This window comes from Arthrobacter sp. ISL-5 (assembly GCF_018613835.1).
Lineage (GTDB): Bacteria > Actinomycetota > Actinomycetes > Actinomycetales > Micrococcaceae > Arthrobacter.
On the sequence record NZ_JAGGPM010000023.1, the window covers coordinates 75,469 to 94,136 of the forward strand.

Below are 18,668 nucleotides of genomic sequence, written 5' to 3' on the forward strand. Positions count from 1 at the left end.
GAGCGCCGGTCGTGCGGCCGCCTCCGGCTGCGCTCCACGGTCCAAGCTCCACCGTCCAAAACGTCCGCGCGCCCGGCTCCGGGTACCCGACGCCTGCATGCCCTATGGAATACTTGACGGGTGAGTCGAACCTGGATAGTCATACCCATGTACAACGAAGCGTCTGTCGTCGGTACCGTCATTGAGGGGCTGAGGAAAGAATTCCCCAACGTTGTGTGTGTCGACGACGGCAGCACCGACGGCTCCCAGGACGTCGCCAGGGAAGCAGGCGCCGTCGTCGTTCAGCATCCGGTTAATCTGGGGCAGGGTGCCGCGCTCCAGACGGGCATCGAGTATTCGCTGCAGGACCCGGAACTGGATTGCATCATCACTTTTGACGCCGACGGCCAGCACCGCGTCGTGGACGCCCGCGCCATGGCGGACCGCATCCTGTCGGGCGAAGCCGACGTCGTTCTCGGATCCCGCTTCCTCGATGACCGGACCAAGCTGTCCCCGATGAAACGGCTGGTACTCCGTACGGCCGCCGTGCAGTCGCGCCTTGCCACCGGCATGGCCCTGACGGACGCGCACAACGGACTCCGGGCCTTCAGCCCCGGGGTTGCCAAGGGCATCAACCTGCAGCAGAACCGGATGGCGCACGCCTCCGAACTCATTCACCAGCTTGCGGAAATGAATCCCCGCTGGGTCGAGCAGCCGGTCGAAATCGTCTACACCGACTATTCCAAGTCCAAAGGCCAGTCCCTGCTGAACTCGGTCAATATCGTTGCTGATCTCTTTTTTAGGTGAAATTGTGCAAATTATTGTCCAGATAGTTCTCGTCCTGGCCGTCGTCATTATGTCGCTGGCGCTGATGCGCGGCGGTTCCAATGCGCGGCATCTTGCCATCCGGCGCATCATGCTGGTCCTGTTCGCCTGCGTGGCCGCGTTTTCGATCTTCTTCCCCGAACTTCTGACCCGTGTGGCCCATCTCATGGGCATCGGCAGAGGGACGGATTTGGTTCTCTACGGCCTCGTGGTGAGCTTCCTGGTGTTCATGGCGACGACGTACCAGCGCTTCCGCCACATGGAAGCGACATTGACCAAGCTGTCCCGGAGGATCGCCCTTGACGAGGTGGCACTGCCGGGCCGCCGGGAGGAACCGCAGGGCGGCGAGCCACAGCTCGAACGGCGGCTGACCCCGCCGGCCCATGGCGGGCAATGACGGCTGTTCAGGGCGCGGCGCCGCAGGCAGACGTCCGCCATACTGAACGCCCCCGGCAACGGGACTTCGGCCTGGACATCCTCCGGATTGTCAGCATCTGTGGAGTCGTAGCCATCCACGTTTTCGGACATCTGGTGGGACGGGCGCCCCGGGACAGCCGGACGTGGTGGATCGCCGTGACGTTCGACATCGCCTGGATCTGGGTGGTGCCGGTCTTCGTGATGATTTCCGGGGCGCTCATCCTTGGCTCCCGGCAACTCGCCGACCCCGGGCTGTTCTACCGCCGGCGGGCCGTCAGGCTCGTTCCTGCGCTGATCGCCTGGAACCTCATCTACCTGATCGGGGTGAGACTGTGGATGCGCGGCGAGGACCTCACCGTGACGCGTGTCCTGCAGCTGCTCGTGGACGGATCGGTGTTCACCCAGCTCTATTTCCTGTGGCTGATCGCCGGGCTGTACGCCGTGGCACCAGTGCTGGCCGCATTCCTGCGCGGCGGAAGCAGGCGCAGGGCCGTTGCCGCTGCCGCAACGTTTCTGGCAGCAGCACTGATCGTCTACATGATCCCGGGAATCCTCAGCCTCTTTGGCGTCTCCCGTCCCATTCAGCTCAACGTTTTTACCCAGTGGATGCCGTATGTGGGGTACTTCCTCGCGGGCTACGCCCTGAAGAATGTTCGGCTGGCCGGCTGGAAATTGCTGCTCACAGGTGCCGCGACTGTCGGCCTCCTGGCAGCCGCCATCTGGCGATACGGGCACAGGGGATTGGTGCCGCTGCTGGATGCTGCTTTTCCGGTCTCCTACCTGGGGTTGCAGGTTGCGCTGGCCGCCATCGGCGTCTTCGTGGTGACGCTCTCCCTGTGTGACGGCCTCAAGCTGGAACGGGCGGGCAAAGCGACCATTGCATTGTCCAACGCGACCTTCGGTGTCTTCCTGGTCCACCTCGTCATTTTTGAAGCAATCCGGCTGACTGTTCCGGCTGTGTCTGCCGGAACTTCGCTGGTCGCCGTCGCCGGTGCCTATGCCGTGACGCTGGCCGGCAGTTTTGCGGTTTCGCTGGCGGCCAACCGCGTTCCGCTGCTGAGGAACATTTTCTAGCCGGATCAACACGCGGTTGGCGCCGTCGGGGCGTCGCGGGGTGGCGTGTGCCGGACGGAACGCGAGGTGGGCGTCTGGGATAATGGGTCATATGACTGAGCTCCCCTCGTTGCTGATCCTGACCTTTTCGCCCATACGTTCGGATCCAAGGGTCCTCAAGCAGGTTGAGCTGTTCAAAGGCAAGTACCGCGTTACCACGTGTGGCTATGGTGAAGCCCCTGAGGGGGTCGATGGCCACTTTGCACTGCCCGGCGACTCCCGCGGCTGGCCCTCGGACAAGCTGGGACTTGTCGCCCGGCGCTATCCCCGCGTCTACAACGGGCTGACAGCCGTTCAGGCAGCGCGGAAGGTGCTGCCGCGCGGCGAATTCGACGTCATCCTGGCGAACGACCTGAACACGCTGCCGCTTGCATTTGAACTTCAGCCGAGGCTCGGCGTCCATGCGGACCTCCACGAATTTGCGCCCCGCGAGAAAGAGGACGACCTCAAGTGGCGGCTGTTCGTTGCGCCGTTCATGCGCTGGCTCTGCCGCCGCTACCTGCCTTTGGCTGAATCGGTCACCACTGTGTCCCAGGGCATCGCGGAGGAATACACCAAGGATTACGGCGTTGCCGCGGGCGTTGTCACCAACGCGGCACCCTACTCCGAACGGGACGTGCGTCCGGTCGGCACGCCGGTACGGCTGATCCACAGCGCAGCCGGGCAACGCTACCGGAAGCTGGAAAACTTCATCGAAGCAATGCGGGACGCGCCGGACTGGCTCACGCTGGACATGATCGTCATGCCGAACGAGCCCGATTACGTGGCTGAACTGAAGGAGAAGGCGGCATCCGTACCGGCCATCCGGTTCCGCGATCCGGTTCCGTACGCCCGGCTGGTGGCAACCCTGAGCGAATACGACGTCTCGCTGGTGTTCCTTCCGCCGACCAACTTCAACCTGAAGAATGCCCTGCCCAATAAGTTCTTCGAGGCCGTCCAGGCCCGGATCGGCCTCATCGTAGGCCCGTCGCCGGCGATGGTTTCACTTGTTGAGCAGTATGGATTGGGCGCCGTGACGCCCGATTTCTCCGCTGACTCGCTGCGGGCGACGCTGCACGGCCTTACGGCCGACAAGATTGCGGAGTGGAAAAAGGCGGCAGACGCTGCAGCCAGGCCGCTCTCTGCCGAATCCCAGGTGCTGGCCTGGCAGAAGGCCGTGGATGACATTGCGGGTCCCCGGCACGCACGAGCCTAGAACGGCACGCTGGCCGGCCTGACAAGAAGGCGGCTCCCCATGGGGGAGCCGCCTTCTTTGTGCCTCAGGCGCCTAGCCCGCAGCGGACGAGAACGAAACGAGCGGCGCGGAACCGACGGTGCCCGCCGTCGAAACCGGGCCCCACTTGCTTCCGGCAGCGATGGGGTAGTAGCGCAACTGCCCCGTGGTCTGCAGGGCCAGCACACCCTTGCTGGCGGCGCCGGCGAATCCTGCGGTGGCGGAGAACTGCCGGAAGGACTGCCACCCGCTGCCGACAATCTTCCTTGCTTCCGGGACAAAGCTGCCTGTCCCGGTGGAGCGGTAGAGCTTCATCGAGCCCGAGGAGGCAACGGCCAGGAGGTCCTGGTTTCCGTCAGTATCGAAGTCCACCATGGCCAGCTTCAGTCCGCCCCAGCCGCTGCCGATCCGCACCGGCCCGCTGAGCGCGGCCCCGGACGCGTTGGCCCAGAAGTTGAGCACTCCGTCGCTGCCATAGGCCACCAAGCCGGGGTACCTGCTGCCGGTGACCCATTTGCCGGCGATCACTGTGGACTGGGAGAAGCCCGCCGTGGCGGCAGTCACCGGTCCCGTGAACCCGCCCGACGCCGATCCCAGGTATGCGGATATCGCGCCGGTGGCCTTTTGGGCGAGGACGTCAGGGACACCGTCGCTGTTCCAGTCCACAACGCTCAGGGACTTCATCCCGGACCAGCCGACACCGATCTGGTACGCGCCGGTGATCACGGAGGAACCGGCCGGATGGTTCCAGAGCCTTCCGGAGGCGTCAACGGAAAGCACGTCCGCAGTGCTGGTGACCGGCCGCTCGGACACAAGGCGGGCGCTTCCGGAGATCAGGGTGTTGGCCCATCCCGGCGTCAGCACCGACTTCTGGCCAAAGGCGCCCTGATTCAGCGGGTAGTAGCTCAGCGTTCCTGCGCTGTCGCGCGCCAATATTCCGTTCGAGGACGGTGCCGCGAATCCCTTGGCCGGACTGATGCTGGTCATCGCGTTCCATCCGTTGCCGATGACCTTCCGGGGTTCCGCGATGAAGGTTCCCGTGCCGTTGGAGCGGAAGAGCGTCATGTGTCCGAGGTAGTCAACGGCGGCCACGTCCTGGTTGCCGTCTCCGTCCGCGTCCGTCATGGAGACGTGCATCCGGGTGAATCCCGACCCGATGCCGGCGGCAGGGCCAAGGGCGCCTCCGGAGGTGTTCGCGTGGAACTGGAGCGAGCCGTCTGCCCGGCGGACTACGAGGCCCGGATATTTGGAGGCCTTCAGCCAGGGGCCGAAGGTGATGTCGGCCCCCGAGAGTCCGGAGGCGAGAACGCTGGGTGCGGCGAAGCCGCCGGCTGACAGTCCGGACCGGATGCTGAGGGCCCCCGTGGTGCTGAGGGTCGCCAGATCCTGGATGCCGTCAGCGTTCCAGTCGGTAACGTGAACGGAAGCGACGCCGGTATAGCCGTCGCCGATCTTGGTTGCGGCTCCGAGGGAGCCCGCGCCCGTGGAGTGGCGGAAGAGGCCGCCGGCGGCATCGATGGTCACGACGTCCGAGGCTGCCGTGATCGAAGGAGTCGGCTGGGTGGGCGGGGGAGCAACGGTGACGTTGATGGTCTCGCCGCCGGCGATGAGGTAGCCGTTCCAGCCGACGCCGATCGGGGCTGCCGCGCCGAATGTCGAGTTGCCGGGCACCGGGTAATACGTCAGCTGCCCGTCGCCCTTGCGTGCCATGAGGCCGCCTGTTCCTGGCCCCTTGAAGTTGGTCGTGACGGTCACGCTGGTCATCACGTTCCAGCCGCTTCCTACCGTCGGCCGCCCCTCGGAAACGAATGACCCGCTGCCGCCGGAACGGTAGAGCCGGAGCGCCCCGGCGGGGTCCTGGGCGAGGATGTCCTGGTGGCCGTCGCCGTCAAAGTCGATCATGGTCAGGTTCAGCCCGGCCCAGCCGTTGCCTATGGCCGTCCCCGAGCTAACCCCTGAACCGGAAGTATTGCGCCACAGCCGGAGCGCGCCGGAATCGTCACGCGTGATGATCTGCGGGAAATAGCTGCTGCTGAGCCAGTAGCCGACCGTGAGCTGGTAGTTGGCCCAACCCGCCGCTGCCAGCACGGGGCCGGCGGAAAATCCCCCGGCCGAGATACCGAGATACACGTTGACGCGGCCCGAGGTCCATTGGGCGACGAGGTCCAGGACGCCGTCGGCGTTCCAGTCGATGGCGTTGATGGAACGCAGTCCGGTCCAGCCCTGTCCGATCTGGCGCCGCGTACCGAACGTCCCGGAACCGGTCGCAGGATAGTCCCAGAGGATGCCGGAAGCGTCGGCCGCCACCACGTCACCCAGGGACCTTATCGATGGTGTGGGGATGGCACCGTCGGCCTGGGACGCAAACTTCCACAGGGTGTCCAGGGTCCCGTTCCAGGCGTTCGAGTCGCCGGCGAAGGGGCCGGTGCTGCTGTACTGCCACACGCTGTATGTTCCCCAGCCGTTGGGCATGGACCCCACGTAACGCGAATATGAGGCCAGGTGCAGGGGCTGCCGGCTGAAGGCGCCGGAGTTTCCGGTGCACTGGGTCCACCAGTCGGTGGTTGTGTAGATCATGGGAAGGCGGCCGGTCCTGGCCAGGACGCGGTTGGAGAAGGCCGCGATCCAGTTGACCATCGCCGCCTGGCTCATGTTGTAGCACGTGTTACCCAGTGACGGGTAGGGGTTGTACTCAATGTCCAGAAGCGGGGGCATGGTCTTCCCGTCGCCGGTCCACCCGCCGCCGTTGTTGACGAAGTAATCGGCTTGGACTGACGCCGCCGAAACGTTCGGGAGGGCGAAGTGGTACGCCCCGCGAATCATGCCCACGCCTTCCGCGCCGCCGTACTGGGATCCGAAGAGCGGGTTTCGGTACGTCGTTCCCTCCGTAGCCTTCACGTAGGCAAACCTGGCGCCCATGTTGTACTGCGTCGTCCAGTTGACCGCGGACTGGTGGCTGCTGACGTCCAGCCCCTGGATGCCGGGCGCCATCCACGTGTTGGCGGCCTCTGTGGAGATGGCATTCAGGGACGATGCCTCCGACTGCTTGGCGAACGTCGTGGCGCGATCCTTCGCGCCCTGGCCCATGTACGCGCCGTCTTTTCCGATTTCGGCGCGAAGTGCCTCCATGTCGATCTGCCCGGTGGGCTCTTGCCCGGGGGCCGCAGTCCGAGTCGCCGCGCCCGTCGTCTCCGGGCCCGGTGCGTTCGGGGACGGGGCGGGTTCCGATGTCGGGGCAGGGGCGGTTGAAGGAGCGGGGCTCGCCGGGGGAGCAGGGGCGTCAGGGGTTCCGGAGCCAGCGGGGGCCGTCGCGGTTGCGTGGGCGGGAAGGCCGCCGCCCACACACAGCATCGTGGACAGGATTGCGGAAGCCCCCACAAGGCCCAGCCGTCTTATGCTCAACGCCGTGACTGCGGAGCGACTGCTATTCGAGGAACGTTCCATGTAGTACTCCGTAGCCTTGAGCTGCTGGCATAAAACGGCCTCATGGCTGACTTTCCTCGCCGTATTGAGACCCGCATCAAACCTGCGGCGATGTAGCGGGCTCATCCTAACACCGGACGAATTGATGTGACTAATGTGGCTCCTGTGACCAGCGGGGGCATTGAGCTTCCCGGTTGGGTTTGCATAGACCTCTTCGCAACAACCGGGCGGGCAGGCATTGGCGGCCCTCGTCTGGACCTAGACTTGTGGCCATGAAGGTTTTGGTCACCGGGGGCGCCGGCTACATCGGATCACACACTGCGCTTTGTCTTCTTGAGGACGGGCATGAGGTTGTTGTACTGGACAACCTCATGAATTCGAGCGTCGAGGCGGTGCGTCGGGTTGAGGAGCTCACCGGCAAGAAAGTGGATTTCCGGGAGGGGGACCTGCTGGACGCGGACGCCGTCGACCAGGTGTTCGCCGAAGGCGGTTTCGACGCCGTCATCCACTTTGCCGGCCTCAAGGCGGTGGGGGAGTCGGTCGAAAAGCCCCTGTGGTACTACAAGAACAACGTCGTCGGCACGCTGAACCTGTTGGAGAGCATGGAGAAGGCGGCCGTGCGCCGGCTGGTATTCAGTTCGTCCGCCACGGTTTACGGTGTGTCGGAGCATGTTCCCCTGATCGAAAAGTCGCCCCTGGACGCGACCAATCCCTACGGGCGGACCAAGGAGCAGATCGAGGACATCCTCTCTGACCTGAGCGCCGCCGATCCCCGGTGGAGCATCGCGTTGCTGCGGTACTTCAATCCGGTGGGTGCGCACGAATCCGGCCGCATCGGTGAAGACCCCCGCGGCATACCCAACAACCTGCTGCCGTTCGTGGCCCAGGTGGCCGTGGGCCGCCGGGAGAAGGTCAGGGTCTTCGGCAACGACTATCCCACGCCCGACGGCACCGGGGTGCGGGACTACATCCACGTCATGGACCTCGCGGCTGGCCACCTGGCCGCGCTGCGGTACCTGGCGACCAAGACCGGCGCCTTCCGCTGGAACCTCGGCACCGGGCGCGGCTCGTCCGTGCTGGAAGTCATCGATGCCTTCGGCGCCGCTGCGGGCCACCCGATTCCGTACGAGTTCGCGCCGCGGCGGCCCGGCGATGCGGCCGTGAGCTACGCCGATGCCTCGGCCGCCCTGGCCGAACTGGGCTGGTCGGCGCGCCGGAACCTGGCACAGATGTGCGAGGACCACTGGCGCTGGCAGAGCTCTAACCCCTTCGGCTACTCAGAACAAGGCTGACTGCGGGACCTGCGGGTCCACCGACGCAACTCCGCCCGGGGCCCCACTTATCCACAACTTGTCCGGCATGACTATGCCCATGGGGTGCCATCCCTTAGCTTTAACCCAATTGCACTGCCTCCGCCGGGGGCGGCAGTCGTATTGGGGAATACATGGATGCTGTACGGATAGTCGAGGATGAAGTCCGTGAGCTAATTCGTCGCCGGGGTCTTGATCCGCTGCGGCAGGCCGGCGAGGTCAGGCGGCTCGTGGACGCGGCCGTGAGTGACTATGACGAGCGCGCCCTCATGGGGCCGCTTCCCCCTATCGGTCCGCTGGAACCTGCCCGCAGGTTCGTCTTCGACGCCGTGGCCGGCTTCGGCGCCCTCCAGCCGTTTTTGGACGATCCGGATATCGAGGAAATCTGGATCAACGCTCCCACGGAAATCTACGTGGCCCGGAGCGGCGAATCCGAGTTGACGTCCCTCAGCCTCACCGACCAGCAGATCCGGGATTTGGTTGAGCGCATGCTGAAAAGTTCCGGCCGGCGCCTGGACATGTCCTCGCCCTTCGTGGATGCCGCCCTGCCGGACGGGTCACGGCTCCATGTGGTCATACCGGACGTCACCAGGCGCCATTGGGCCATCAACATCCGCAAGTTCGTCGTCAAGGCCAGCCGCCTGGAGCACCTCGTTGAACTGGGCACCCTGACTCCCCAGTCGGCACGGTTTCTCGGAGCCGCGGTGGCCAGCGGGCTCAACATCCTTGTATCCGGAGCCACCCAGGCGGGTAAGACCACAATGCTCAACTGCCTGGCGGCCAGCATCGGCAGCCGCGAGCGCGTGATCACGGTCGAGGAAATCTTTGAGCTCCAGTTTCCGTTGCGCGACGTCGTCGGGCTGCAGTGCAGGCAGCCCAACCTGGAGGGGGAGGGTGAAATCCCGCTGCGGCGGTTGGTCAAGGAAGCCCTCCGGATGCGGCCCGACCGCCTCGTAGTGGGAGAAGTACGGGAGGCCGAGAGCCTCGACATGCTCATCGCCCTGAATTCCGGCCTTCCGGGCATGTGCACGGTGCATGCCAATTCCGCGCATGACGCCGTGACCAAGATCTGCACTCTTCCCCTGCTCGCCGGAGACAACATATCGAGCGCTTTTGTTGTCCCGACCGTGGCCTCGTGCATTGACCTCGTGGTCCACTGCAGCCGCCAGGCCAATGGCCGCCGGCAAGTGACAGAGATCCTGTCGCTGGGCAGAAGGGTCGAGAACGGCATTATCGAGTCGTCCATGATCTTCTCGATGATCGACGGCCAGCTGCAGCTGAAAGCCAACTCGATGCCCGCGGCGGAGAAATTCGCGAAGGCGGGTTACGACGTCGCCGCCCTCCTGGAGCCGCGCTGATGGCGCCGCTGCTGGGTGTGCTGGCGGGGGCCGGGCTCTTCCTGATCTGGTGGTCGGCATGGGAAGAGCCTGATCGCGTGAAGAAGCAGCCCGGTACCGGCCGCCTGCAGGACCTGCTCCTTGCCGCCGGCGTCGAGAAGGTTACCGGGGCCGGCCTCGTCGGGAGCTGCCTTGGCCTTGGCGCCTTTGCCATGCTCGTGTTTTTCGCCGTGAGCAAGTCCTGGCCGATTTCGTTCTGTTTCGGACTGTTTGGAGCGTGGCTGCCGGTTGTGGTCGTGAAATGGAGGGCCAAGAGGCGCACTTCCGTTCTTCGGCGGCTCTGGCCTGACGTCGTTGATCACCTCAGGTCCGCCATCAGGGCCGGGTTGTCGCTCCCGGAGGCACTTATTCAGCTGGGTGACAAGGGGCCGGAGGAACTGCGCCACGTGTTTCGGGACTTCGGCTCCGACTATCGCTCGGGCGGGCAGTTCGACGCATCCCTCAACAGGCTCAAGGAGCGCCTTGCCGACCCGGTCGCCGACCGGATTATCGAGGCACTGAGACTCACCAGGGAAGTGGGAGGCTCTGATCTCGGCAAGCTCCTCGGAACGCTGGCGGAATTCCTCAGGGAGAGTGCCCGGACCCGGAGCGAACTGGAGGCAAGGCAGTCGTGGACCGTCAACGCGGCCCGCCTCGCTGTTGCCGCCCCTTGGCTCGTCATGGTGCTGCTGGCGAGCCGGCCGGAAGCTGTCACTGCCTACAACACGCCCATGGGGGCCGCGGTGCTGCTCGGAGGGCTTGTGGTTTCCTTGGTCTGCTACTCCGTCATGCTTCGGATAGGGGCCCTGCCTGAAGAAGAGAGAGTGCTGCGATGACAACGGTCCCGGCAGCTGCGATCGTGTGCGGCATCGTGCTCGGGGCCGGACTCTGGCTCCTCGTCGTCCGGCTCCCATTCATGCGGTCCATAAGCTTTGCAGAACGGATTGAACCGCAGCTGCGATCCCAGAACATCGAATCCAGGCTCCTTCGGACACTGGACCACACCATCACGCCGTTTGGTCCGCTCGAACGCATTCTCCGCCCGCTCATCAAAGACGCCACCGCTAAGCTGGGCAAATTCAACCTCGGCTCGTCAGCGCTTACCCGCCGGCTCGCGCAGGCGGGCATCAGCAGGCCACCCGTGAACTTCCGGGCAGAGCAGCTACTCTGGGCCGTTTCAGGCTTCGTCGCCACGGTGGGGCTTATCGTTCTGGGCGCCCTTGCCGGGAGGTTCAGTCCGGTCCTGGCGGTCATTGCTGCGGCCGGAAGCGCAGTGGGCGGTTTCCTCTTCCGGGACTACTGGCTCGGTGTGCAGATCCGGAAGCGGCAGGAACGGATGATGGCGGAGTTTCCGAGCCTCGCCGAGATGATGGCGCTCGCCGTGAGTGCCGGGGAAAGCGCCACCGGCGCCCTGGACCGGGTGTGCAGGAGCGCACGCGGTGAGCTGTCAAAAGAATTCGGTGCGGTCCTCGCCGAAACGAGGGCAGGCAAGCCCCTCGTGGAAGCGTTGCAGGAGTTCTCGGCCCGGACCGACCTGGGACCGCTCGTCCGGTTCGTCGACGGCATCATTGTGGCAGTGGAGCGGGGCACGCCCCTCGCGGAGGTCCTGAGGGCGCAGGCCCAGGACGTCCGAGACAGTGCGAAACGCGACCTGATGGAGTCAGCCGGAAAGAAGGAAATCGCGATGATGGTCCCCCTCGTATTCGGTGTCCTGCCGCTGACGGTTGTCTTCGCCGTGTTCCCTGGGCTGGCGGCCCTCAGCCTGAATCTTTGACCTTCTGCCTCGCCTCGGCCAAGCCTCTACACCAGACCGGAATTCCGGTGACCAGCAATCAGTCCTCAGAGAAAAGGGAAGTACATGAGATTCATGGCCAGGCACGGAATAGCAATCGCCAACGTCCTTATGGCGCTCACCCGGAGCCCCTCGGCGCCGACTCGGCCGGCGCATCCCAAAGTTACGGGTCCTGATCACCCGGAGCGGGGCGACGTTCCAGGTTGGGTCATGATCACCCTCATGTCTGCCGTGCTTGTTGCTGCATTGCTGGCGCTCGCGGGCCCGGCGCTTGAGGCCATGTTCAACCAGGCAATGGACACGGTCGGAAAATAGGCGGTGACAGGGATGGCCGGGGACCCGTCCGCGGACGCTTCCGAGGGCGAGCGCGGTTCTGCCGTGGTCGACTTTGTACTCGTGGGCGGGCTGCTCACGATGTTCTTCCTCGCCATCATCCAGCTTGCCCTCGTACTGCACATCCGGAACACCCTGATCGATGCCGCAGCCTCGGGCGCGCGGTACGGGACGCTGGCTGACCGCAGTGCCGAGGATGCGCGCCGGCGGACGGGCGAACTGATCGGAACAGCCCTCAGCACCGACTTCGCGCGGGACATCCAGACACGCGAAGTCACCTTCCAAGGCCTCCGGACGTTGGAAGTGACCGTCAGGGCCCCGATGCCGGTGATCGGCCTCATCGGCCCCCGCGACATGCTGGAGGTCAAAGGCCATGCAGCCCTCAGCGATTAAGCCCTCCCGGCCGGGGACAAGGCGCAAGGTCGCCGGCGATCAGCCGTGGCCATGGCACGTGGCCCTTTTGCTCACACATCGCTTCATGGAAGCGCTGTGTCTTGACGGCCGGGAACCAAACCGCGACGGAAACGCAACCGGGAACTGGGCTGGCGGACCCTCCCTGCCGGCCGCCTCCCGCCAGCGGGGGAGCGCTGTCGTGGAGTTCACCTTCCTGGGGCTGCTCCTGATGGTTCCGGTGGTGTACTTCATCATCACCATCGGCCAGATCCAGGGCGGCTCGTTCGCCGTCGTCGGCGCAGCGGACCAGGCCGCGAAGGTTTTTGTGGCCCAGCGCGACGAACCGTCGGGCCGCGCAGCAGCAGAACAGGCCGCCATCCTGGCCGTGGCCGACCACGGGCATCCTGCCGAAAACGCCCGCGTTGACGTCAGCTGTGACCCCGGCGACTGCATGGCGGCGGGCTCCGCGGTCACCGTGACCGTTCATCTGAGTGTGCCGCTTCCCTTCGTGCCCTTCAGCGACGCCTTTCGCCTCAACGCCAGCCAGCTGAACGCCTCAGCGACCCAGATGGTGGGCAAGTTCCGGTGACCTTCGACCTGACGCGCCGGGCGCCCGGCGGAGGAGACGCAACCGGAGGCGAGGACGGGCAGATGGCTGTGCTCATTATCGGATACGTCATGCTGGCCCTCTTGGTCAGCACGGTGGTGATGGCGGCATCCAGCCTGTACATCGAGCACAAGAAACTCCTGTCCCTGGCCGACGGCGCGTCCGTGGCTGCCGCCGACAGCTACACACTGGGACAGGTGGAGACAAAGGGCGGAACGCCTTCGGCCGTCCTGAGCGGGGAACGCATCAGGAGCGTCGCAGGCGATTACCTCACCCGGAACGGGGCGTTCGGGCGTTTTGAGGGGCTGGCCGTCACTGCCGCAACCGGAACACCTGACGGGTCCACCGCCGTCGTGGTTCTCAGCGCCGCTGTCCACCCGCCGGTGGTGAACTTCCTCGTGCCGGACGGCATTCGGATCGAGGCGGCGTCCACCGCCAGGTCGCGGCTGACACGCTAGACCAGCCGCCGCCCGCGCCAAGGCTCCAGCCCATGCCGCCCGCCCGTGATGCCGCCCATCCCGCCCGTGCGGCGGGAGGAGGCAGATAGCGTAGGCTTTAATAACCATGGCCCAAATAGATTTTTCCGCAGAAATCCGCGCATTGCGCGCCACCTACACCTCCATTGAGAACGTGACCAATGTCGAGGCGCTGAAGGAAGACATCGCAGAACTGAGCGAGCGCGCCGGCGAGCCGAACCTGTGGGACGACCCCGCAGCTGCCCAGGTGATCACCTCCCGCCTGTCCCACCGGCAGTCCGAGCTTGAACGGCTGAACACGATCGTGTCCCGCATCGACGACCTCGAGGTGCTCGTTGAACTTGGCCAGGACGAGGACGACGCCGACTCCATGGGCGAGGCCGCAGCCGAACTCGAATCGATCCGAAAGTCGCTCAAGGAACTCGAGGTCGTCACGCTTCTTGCCGGCGAATACGACGAGCGGGAAGCCGTAGTCACCATCCGATCGGGTGCCGGCGGCGTCGACGCTGCCGACTTCGCGGAAATGCTCCTGCGCATGTACCTGCGCTGGGCCGAGCGCCACGGATACGCCACAACCGTCATGGACACGTCGTACGCGGAGGAGGCCGGGCTCAAGTCCGCCACCTTCGAAGTCAACGCGCCCTACGCCTTCGGCACGCTGAGCGTCGAGGCCGGAACGCACCGGCTGGTGAGGATCAGCCCCTTTGACAACCAGGGCCGCAGGCAGACCTCTTTCGCCGCCGTCGAAGTCATTCCGCTCATCGAACAGACGGACTCCATCGACATCCCGGACAACGAAATCCGGGTGGACGTCTTCAGGTCCTCGGGCCCCGGCGGCCAGTCGGTCAACACCACGGACTCCGCTGTCCGGCTGACCCACATCCCCACGGGCACGGTGGTGTCCATGCAGAACGAAAAGTCTCAGCTGCAGAACCGCGCCGCCGCCATGCGCGTGCTGCAGTCCCGCCTGCTGCTCCTCAAGAAGGAGCAGGAGGACGCCGAGAAGAAGGCCTTCGCCGGTGATGTCAAAGCGTCCTGGGGCGACCAGATGCGCTCCTACGTCCTGAACCCCTACCAGATGGTCAAGGACCTCCGCACCGAGCACGAAGTGGGCAACACGTCCGCGGTGTTCGACGGCGCGATCGACGACTTCATCGAAGCCGGCATCCGCTGGCGCACGGATAACCGCAACGCCGAGAAGTAGGAACCTGCGGCGCTGATCGGCCAGGCTTTGGGCTCCAATCATGCGACACGCCCCGCTGACTCCCCGGTGAGGGCCGCCGCCCGTGCGTATAGTCGAGGGGCCGGAGCTCTCCTTCCCCCAAGAGAAAGCCCCCGCACCGGTTGCAGACCCTGCCCACAAAGCCGCGTCCTGCAGGGTATATAGGGTCATGATCCGTTTCGAAAATGTCACCAAGGTCTACGACCAGAACGCCCGGCCTGCGCTGGACTCGGTCAGCCTTGAAATCGACCGTGGTGAATTCGCCTTCCTCGTCGGCGCGTCAGGCTCAGGCAAGTCAACGTTTCTGCGCCTGGTGCTCAAGGAAGACCGCGCCACCTCCGGCATTGTCTACGTCGCGGGCCAAAACGTCGCCAATATCTCCAGCTGGCGGGTGCCGAGGCTCCGCCGGGGGATCGGCGTCGTGTTCCAGGACTTCCGCCTGCTTCCGCAGAAGAACGTCTTCGCGAACGTCGCGTTCGCCATGCAGGTCATCGGCAAGAGCCGCAGCGTCATTCGGGACACCGTCCCCGAAGTCCTCAAGACCGTTGGCCTCGAAGGCAAGGAGCGGCGCATGCCGCACGAACTTTCCGGCGGCGAGCAGCAGCGCGTGGCCATCGCCCGCGCAGTGGTCAACCGGCCCGGCATCCTGCTCGCGGACGAGCCCACCGGCAACCTGGACCCCACCACCTCCATGGGCATCATGGGCGTCCTGGACAAGATCAACCAGAACGGCACCACGGTGGTCATGGCCACCCACGACGACGACATCGTGAACGAAATGCGCAAACGCGTGGTGGAACTCAAGAACGGTAAGGTCATCCGCGACGAAGCCCGGGCCCTGTACACGTCGATGATTCCCGTCGTGGGACAGTCTCGAAGACTCAAGGATGCCAGCGGACGGGACGACGCCGCGGATACCAACCCGCCCCAGCCGGACCGCTCCCCGCGTTCAGGGGAGGACCAGCTGTGAGGCTCCAGTTCATCCTCGGCGAGATCGGCAGCGGCCTGCGCCGGAACCTCTCCATGGTGGTTTCCGTCATCCTGGTCACCTTCGTTTCACTGACCTTCGTGGGCGCCGCCGGAATGCTCCAGCTGCAGATCAACCAAATGAAGGGCTACTGGTACGACAAAGTCCAGGTGGCCATCTTCCTCTGCGGTGACGGCTCGACGGCGGCCGGCTGCGCCACGGGACCAGTCACGCCGGAGCAGCAGGAGAACCTGCGGACCCTGCTCGAATCACCGGCGGTTTCCCAATACATCAACGACTTCCAGTTCGAATCCAAGGAAGATGCGTACAAGCACTTCAAGGAGCAGTTCTCGAACTCGCCCATCGTCGACTCCGTCACCCCCGACCAGCTTCCCGCGTCGTTCCGGATCAACATGAAGGACCCGGAAAAGTACCAGATCATCAGCGAGACGTTCGCCTCGCAGCCCGGCGTGGAGACGGTCATTGATCAGCGGCAGGTCCTGGAGCGGCTGTTTTCCGTAATGAACGCGGCGTCGCTGGTGGCGGTGAGTATCGCCGGAGTGATGACGGTCTGCGCCATCCTGCTCATCGCCACCACCATCCGGCTCTCGGCGTTCAGCAGACGGCGCGAGACGGGAATCATGAGGCTCGTGGGCGCCTCAAAGATCGTGATCCAGCTGCCGTTCATCCTTGAAGGCGTGATTGCCGCCGTGATCGGGGCAGCCTTGGCGTCGGGGACACTGTGGGCCGTGGCCCATTTCTTCCTCGGCGAATTCATGTCCAAGCAGTATCCGGATACGGCCTTTATTTCTCCCGCGCAGACGCTGCTCCTGGCTCCCGCCCTTATCGGCCTGGGTGTTGTCCTGGCGGGTACTTCATCTCTTCTGACACTCCGCCGATACTTGAGGGTGTAAGTCCATGCACGAACAAATGCTCGAAAACTGGGCAAAACCTGCGCATGTACAGGGGGCAAGCCGGTCAGAATTGGCTGAAAAGCTCGGCATGAGCAAACAGTCAGCCTTGGGAGAAATTCAAATGACAAATTCAGGGGACCAGATACCGGCCGCCAGAGGGAATTTCCTCGCCCGAAGCAGCTTCATTGCCATCGCCCCCGCGGCATTGCTCTGGAGCCTCCTCGCGGTGCTCACTGTCGAACCGAAGGAATGCCCATGCTGACGAAGACCGCCCGGCCCCCGCGAACCGGCCCGGTGGGACGCCAAAGCAGGATCATCAGTGCCGCCCTCGCAATGATGTTGGCGGCTAGCCTGGGCGCCTCGGCTCCGGCAGCCTTCGCTGACGATCTCGAAGACCAGCAGGCCGCGCTCAAGGCTGAGGCGGCTCGCGTCCAGCAGTCGCTGGAATTCGTGGACGCAAGAATCTCCAAGGTAGCCGCGGACCTGGTTGTCTTCCGCGGCCAGCTCCCGGCTGCGCAGCAGGCATTGCTTGAGGCGCAGGGCCGCGTGGCCAGCGCCGTGAAAGAGGTGGAAGCACTCGCCGCCCGGGTTGATCTTGCCCAGCAGAGCAAGGCCAAGATCACCCAGCAGCTGGATACGGACAAGCAGAAGATCGCCAGCACCAAGAAGCTCATTGGCCAGATTGCCACGCAGGCCTACAAGTCCGGCGGAGTGCCGTCGAATCTGACGCTCTTCTTCGGCTCCAACAACACGGGCAGTCTCACGGACACCATGGACCTGGCAGACCAGGCCATGCGCAGCCAGAACTCGGCGATGGATAAGCTGTCGCAGCAGAACGCCACCAACGTGAACTCGCAGGCCCGCCTCGAGGCGGTCGAAGCGGAGATCAAGGACCTCAAGGCCAAGGCCGATGCCGCGCTGGCCAAGGAGAAGGCGGCCCGGGACGAGGCAGCTGCCAAGAAGGCCAAGGTGGACAAGCTGATCGCCGATACCGCCCGGCTCAACAGGGAACTGGAAGCCGCAAGGCCGGGAATCCAGAAGAAGCTCGCGACGGTCAAGGCCCGGCAGGACGCCGTCGCGGCCGACATCGTCGAACGCGACCGGAAGCTGCGTGAAGCCTGGGAGGCGGAGCAGCGCCGTCTGGCGGCCATTGCCGCGGCAGCGGCCAAGGCAAAGGGCGAGGCTCCGAAGCCCTACGCTCCGGTGACCGGTCCGCCGTCGGCCTTCGGACTCCGCCACCCGTTCTCCGACGGCGTGCCCATCACGTCCGGATTCGGCTGGCGGGCAACACCGCCGGGAACCGTCGACTTCTACGGCTCCGGCGGGTACATGCACACCGGCATTGACTTTGGCGCCGCCTGCGGCACGCCGGTCTATGCGCCGGCAGCGGGCACCGTCTTCTCGGCCGGCTGGGCGGACGACGGCGGCGGCAATAACGTCAAGATCTCCCACGGCGTGGTCCAGGGGAACTCGCTGACCACGATCTTCTACCACAACAGCAGCGTCACCGTCTCGCCGGGCCAGCACGTCAGCCAGGGCCAGCTCATCGCCTACTCCGGCACCACCGGAAACTCCACGGGCTGCCACTCGCACTTCGAGACCTGGCTCAACGGAGAAGCGGTGGACCCGATGCGCTTGCTGTGAGGCGCGCGTCAGCTGTGAATGAAGTGTCCGCGGCGCAGAGATGCAGGCGCATCCGTGCCCTGCATCTACTGCCGTAGACTTGTATGACCTTGTTCCGAAGCCTTCGGAACAGCCAAATTTTGAGATCTGAGGAGTTCCACCGTGCCCAAAGAAAGTGGCCGTAAGGTAGTGGCCACCAACCGGAAGGCCCGGCACGACTACCATGTCCTGGACACGTACGAGGCCGGCATCGCCCTCATGGGCACCGAGGTGAAATCCCTCCGCGAGGGGCACGCCTCCATGGTTGATGGCTTCTGCACGTTCTACAACGACGAACTCTGGATGGAAGGGATCCACATTCCCGAGTACAACCAGGGAAGCTGGACCAACCATGCCGCACGGCGGCGCCGCAAACTGCTGCTGCACCGCGAGGAGCTCATCAAGATCTCCCATAAGATCCGCGAGTCCGGCTTTACGATTGTGCCCCTGCAGCTGTACTTCCTGGACGGCCGGGCCAAGGTGGAGATCGGGGTTGCCCGGGGCAAGAAGGAGTACGACAAGCGCCAGACGCTCCGGGAACAGCAGGACAAGCGCGAGGCGCTCCGGGTCATGCGGGAACGCAACCGCCGCTAGGAATGATTCGCCCTGCGGATGCGTTATGATAGGTAGTCCGGCAGGGATCTGG

At 64.8% G+C, this 18,668-nt stretch carries 19 protein-coding genes; 18 read left to right on the top strand and 1 reads right to left on the bottom strand.

What is annotated here, in order from left to right; genetic code table 11:
* Positions 1–147 precede the first annotated feature (147 nt).
* The 4 genes from J7I89_RS11940 (at position 148) to J7I89_RS11955 (ending at position 3,529) form a co-directional block, all read left to right on the top strand.
* The gene (locus J7I89_RS11940) at positions 148–786 is read left to right on the top strand and encodes a glycosyltransferase family 2 protein (RefSeq protein ID WP_214970393.1); all 639 of its coding nucleotides are present in this window, start codon (positions 148–150) and stop codon (positions 784–786) included.
* A complete protein-coding gene (locus tag J7I89_RS11945) occupies positions 764–1,201 on the top strand; it encodes a DUF2304 domain-containing protein (protein ID WP_251045219.1) in 438 nt (145 codons plus the stop codon). The genes J7I89_RS11940 and J7I89_RS11945 overlap by 23 nt, the downstream gene beginning before the upstream one ends.
* On the top strand, positions 1,198–2,295 hold the full coding sequence (locus tag J7I89_RS11950; protein ID WP_214970396.1) for an acyltransferase: 1,098 nt from the start codon (positions 1,198–1,200) through the stop codon (positions 2,293–2,295). The genes J7I89_RS11945 and J7I89_RS11950 overlap by 4 nt, the downstream gene beginning before the upstream one ends.
* A 91-nt stretch (positions 2,296–2,386) precedes the next feature.
* Entirely contained in the window at positions 2,387–3,529 is a 1,143-nt protein-coding gene (locus J7I89_RS11955) for a glycosyltransferase (protein ID WP_214970398.1), read from the top strand.
* A 72-nt stretch (positions 3,530–3,601) separates the two neighbouring features.
* Here the strand turns inward: J7I89_RS11955 and J7I89_RS11960 are convergent, their stop codons facing one another.
* Positions 3,602–6,676: a GH25 family lysozyme gene (locus J7I89_RS11960; RefSeq protein ID WP_251045220.1), complete on the bottom strand. Its 3,075-nt coding sequence runs from the start codon at positions 6,674–6,676 to the stop codon at positions 3,602–3,604.
* Positions 6,677–7,242: 566 nt separating this feature from the next.
* Between J7I89_RS11960 and galE the strand changes: the two genes are divergently transcribed.
* From galE to smpB, 14 genes are all read left to right on the top strand, one after another.
* The gene (galE, locus tag J7I89_RS11965; RefSeq protein WP_214970401.1) at positions 7,243–8,262 is read left to right on the top strand and encodes a UDP-glucose 4-epimerase GalE; all 1,020 of its coding nucleotides are present in this window, start codon (positions 7,243–7,245) and stop codon (positions 8,260–8,262) included.
* 152 nt (positions 8,263–8,414) lie between these two features.
* Entirely contained in the window at positions 8,415–9,638 is a 1,224-nt protein-coding gene (locus J7I89_RS11970; RefSeq protein WP_214970403.1) for a CpaF family protein, read from the top strand.
* Positions 9,638–10,492: a type II secretion system F family protein gene (locus tag J7I89_RS11975; protein ID WP_214970406.1), complete on the top strand. Its 855-nt coding sequence runs from the start codon at positions 9,638–9,640 to the stop codon at positions 10,490–10,492. The genes J7I89_RS11970 and J7I89_RS11975 overlap by 1 nt, the downstream gene beginning before the upstream one ends.
* Entirely contained in the window at positions 10,489–11,430 is a 942-nt protein-coding gene (locus J7I89_RS11980; protein ID WP_214970409.1) for a type II secretion system F family protein, read from the top strand. The genes J7I89_RS11975 and J7I89_RS11980 overlap by 4 nt, the downstream gene beginning before the upstream one ends.
* Positions 11,431–11,559: 129 nt before the next feature.
* A complete protein-coding gene (locus J7I89_RS25170; protein WP_251045239.1) occupies positions 11,560–11,763 on the top strand; it encodes a hypothetical protein in 204 nt (67 codons plus the stop codon).
* Positions 11,764–11,775: 12 nt separating this feature from the next.
* On the top strand, positions 11,776–12,174 hold the full coding sequence (locus tag J7I89_RS11985; protein ID WP_214970413.1) for a TadE family protein: 399 nt from the start codon (positions 11,776–11,778) through the stop codon (positions 12,172–12,174).
* Positions 12,175–12,259: 85 nt separating this feature from the next.
* Entirely contained in the window at positions 12,260–12,763 is a 504-nt protein-coding gene (locus J7I89_RS11990) for a hypothetical protein (protein WP_251045221.1), read from the top strand.
* Positions 12,764–12,825: 62 nt separating this feature from the next.
* Positions 12,826–13,239, top strand: coding sequence for a hypothetical protein (locus J7I89_RS11995; RefSeq protein WP_214970416.1), 414 nt, complete (start codon positions 12,826–12,828; stop codon positions 13,237–13,239).
* A 106-nt stretch (positions 13,240–13,345) separates the two neighbouring features.
* Positions 13,346–14,461 carry a peptide chain release factor 2 gene (gene prfB, locus J7I89_RS12000; protein ID WP_214970419.1) on the top strand — a complete coding sequence of 372 codons (1,116 nt, stop codon included), beginning with the start codon at positions 13,346–13,348 and terminating at the stop codon, positions 14,459–14,461.
* Positions 14,462–14,648: 187 nt separating this feature from the next.
* A complete protein-coding gene (gene ftsE / locus J7I89_RS12005; protein ID WP_214970421.1) occupies positions 14,649–15,449 on the top strand; it encodes a cell division ATP-binding protein FtsE in 801 nt (266 codons plus the stop codon).
* Positions 15,446–16,360 (top strand): permease-like cell division protein FtsX, encoded by a 915-nt coding sequence (ftsX, locus tag J7I89_RS12010; protein ID WP_214970423.1) that lies wholly within the window; start codon positions 15,446–15,448, stop codon positions 16,358–16,360. The genes ftsE and ftsX overlap by 4 nt, the downstream gene beginning before the upstream one ends.
* Positions 16,361–16,364: 4 nt before the next feature.
* Positions 16,365–16,622: a hypothetical protein gene (locus tag J7I89_RS12015; RefSeq protein ID WP_214970425.1), complete on the top strand. Its 258-nt coding sequence runs from the start codon at positions 16,365–16,367 to the stop codon at positions 16,620–16,622.
* Positions 16,616–18,004, top strand: coding sequence for a M23 family metallopeptidase (locus J7I89_RS12020; protein WP_214970427.1), 1,389 nt, complete (start codon positions 16,616–16,618; stop codon positions 18,002–18,004). The genes J7I89_RS12015 and J7I89_RS12020 overlap by 7 nt, the downstream gene beginning before the upstream one ends.
* Positions 18,005–18,145: 141 nt before the next feature.
* Positions 18,146–18,616, top strand: coding sequence for an SsrA-binding protein SmpB (smpB, locus tag J7I89_RS12025; protein WP_214970429.1), 471 nt, complete (start codon positions 18,146–18,148; stop codon positions 18,614–18,616).
* The last annotated feature ends 52 nt before the right edge of the window (positions 18,617–18,668 follow it).